Source organism: Sphingomonas sp., assembly GCF_013812825.1.
In the GTDB taxonomy this organism is placed as follows: domain Bacteria; phylum Pseudomonadota; class Alphaproteobacteria; order Sphingomonadales; family Sphingomonadaceae; genus Sphingomicrobium.
This window is the reverse complement of sequence record NZ_JACCSU010000075.1, coordinates 1-2,396: the sequence shown is the minus strand read 5'-3', so window position 1 is coordinate 2,396 and position 2,396 is coordinate 1. Positions and strand designations below refer to the sequence as shown.

The following is a 2,396-nucleotide window of genomic DNA, read 5'->3' as shown; positions in this document are numbered from 1 at the left end:
GGCGATCATCACCGCATTGTCGGTGCACAGCCACGCGGGCGGGACGGTGAAGCGGCGTCCGTGCCGCTCGGCCAGCTCGGCGAGCGCGGTTCGGACGGAGCGGTTGGCGGCAACCCCGCCGGCGACGACCAGGGCCGGGGCATCGCTGGTTTCCAAAGCGCGGGCGGTGCGGTCGACGAGGCAGTCGATCACCGCCTGCTGGAAGCTTGCCGCGATGTCGGCCGGCCGGTGCTCGCCCGCCGCGACCGAGCGCTGGACCGCGCTCTTCAGGCCGGCGAACGAGAAATGCGGCTCGGGCGAGCCGAGCAGCGGGCGCGGCAGCGGCACCGCGGTGGAATCGCCGTCGGCGGCGATCGCTTCGAGCGCCGGGCCGCCCGGATAGCCGAGGCCGAGCAGCTTGGCCGCCTTGTCGAACGCCTCGCCGACCGCGTCGTCGATGGTCGTCGCCAGCCGTCGGTAGCGGCCGACTCCCCGGACCTCGAGCAACTGGCAATGGCCGCCCGACACCAGCAGCAGCAGGTACGGGAACTCCAGCTCCGGATCGACCAGCCGCGGCGACAGCGCATGGCCTTCGAGATGGTTGACCGCGATCAGCGGCTTGCCGGTCGCCAGCGCCAGCCCCTTGCCGGCAAGCAGCGCGACCATCACTCCGCCGATCAGCCCCGGGCCGGCGGTGGCGGCGATCGCATCGACCTCGTCGACGGCAATCCCGGCCTCGGCGAGGACGCGGCGGATCAAGGGCGGCAGGATCTCGACATGGGCCCGGGCGGCGATTTCCGGGACGATTCCGCCGTAGGGCTGGTGGGCGGCGTTCTGCGAGACGACCGCGTGGGCGAGGATCCGGCGGTCGCTGCCGACCAGCGCCACCGCGCTGTCGTCGCACGAGGATTCAAGGCCGAGGATCAGCGCCACGCGCTGCCCTTTGCCTCAACCCGCCTCGATGCACTAGAGGTGGATCATGAACGGCGGACTCAGACTGGGCACTCGTGGATCGCCGCTCGCTCTGGCGCAGGCGCGCAAGGTCGCGGCGGCGCTCGAGACCGCGCAGCGCTGGCCCGCGGACTATGTCCAGATCGTGCCGATCAAGACGACCGGCGACGAGGTCCAGGATCGGCCGCTCGCCGAGATCGGCGGCAAGGGCCTGTGGACCAAGGAGCTCGACCGGGCGCTGCTCGCCGGCGAGGTCGATTTCTGCGTCCATTCGATGAAGGACGTCGAAAGCGAGCGGCCGCCGGAGATCCACATCGCGGCCATCCGTCCGCGCGGCGACTATCGCGAGCGGCTGATCGGCGCGGAATCGCTCGACGCGCTGCCGCAAGGCGCGCTTGTCGGCACGTCGTCCCCGCGCCGGGCGGCGCAGTTGCGTTCGATCCGGCCGGATCTCCGCATCGTCCCGCTGCGGGGCAATGTCGAAACTCGGCTCGAGAAGGTCCGCTCGGGCGAGATCAACGCCACGCTGCTGACATCGGCCGCGCTCAAGCGGCTCGGGATGCCCGACGTCGGAGTCGCGGTGCCCGTTGAAGTGCTGCTGCCGGCGCCGGGGCAGGCGGCGCTCGGAATGGAATGCCGGACCGACGACAATGTCACCCAGAGCGTTCTGACCACGGTCAATAACCAGATCACCTATTCCGCGGTGATGGCCGAGCGGGCGTTCACTCGGGCGCTCGGAGCGTCCTGCAATTCGCCGGTCGCGGCCCTGGCCATTCTCGACGACGGCGAGCTTGGAATGCGCGCCCAGATCTTCTCCGAAGACGGCAGCGAGATGATCCAGGACAAGGCGAGGTTCGACTGCGGCGATGACAACACGCCGCAGAAGCTCGCCGAGCGGATGCTCGAACGCGCTCCGCCATCGATCCGGAGCCTGTTCGCCCCTGCATGACCAGGCCGGCATGAGGCGGCTGGTGATATTGCGCCCCGAGCCGGGCGCAAGCGCGACCGTCGAGCGGGCCGAAGCGATCGGGCTGGAGGCTGTGGCGATGCCGCTGTTCGAGGTCGAGCCGGTCGAATGGCAAGCGCCCGACGCGGGGTCGTTCGACGCTCTGGTGCTGACCAGCGCCAATGCGGTGCGGCTTGGCGGGGACGGATTGAGCCGGCTGCGCGGCCTGCCGGTGCACGCGGTCGGCGAGGCGACCGCGGCCGCGGCGCGCGAGGCGGGTTTCGACATTGCCAGCAGCGGCGAGGCCGGTGTCGAACGGCTGCTTGGCTCGGTCGAGGCCGGCGTCCGACTGCTGCATTTGTGCGGCGAGCACCGCATCGAACCCCACGCGGCGCAGGCCATCACCGCCGTTCCCGTCTACCGGTCGAGCGCCCTGCCGCCACCGGCGGACTTGCGCCGGATCGAGGGCCAGGTCGCCGCCGTCCATTCGCCGCGCGCCGGCCAGCGCCTGGCCGAGCTG

At 71.2% G+C, this 2,396-nt stretch carries 3 protein-coding genes; 2 read left to right on the top strand and 1 reads right to left on the bottom strand.

Going from position 1 to position 2,396, the window contains the following annotated elements:
* Nucleotides 1-912 (bottom strand): tRNA (adenosine(37)-N6)-threonylcarbamoyltransferase complex transferase subunit TsaD (gene tsaD / locus H0T81_RS10380; protein WP_294012718.1); only part of this gene is annotated, 912 nt, incomplete at its 3' end.
* A gap of 46 nt (nucleotides 913-958) precedes the next feature.
* Here tsaD and hemC point away from each other — a divergent pair.
* Nucleotides 959-1,879 (top strand): hydroxymethylbilane synthase, encoded by a 921-nt coding sequence (hemC, locus tag H0T81_RS10375; protein ID WP_294012716.1) that lies wholly within the window; start codon nucleotides 959-961, stop codon nucleotides 1,877-1,879.
* 10 nt (nucleotides 1,880-1,889) lie between these two features.
* On the top strand, nucleotides 1,890-2,396 hold a 507-nt coding region (locus H0T81_RS10370; protein WP_294012714.1), incomplete at its 3' end, for a uroporphyrinogen-III synthase.

Coding starts and splice junctions, on each gene's coding strand:
- hemC (WP_294012716.1), top strand. CDS start 959: ATGAACGGCGGACTCAGACTGGGCACTCGTGGATCGCCGCTCGCTCTG.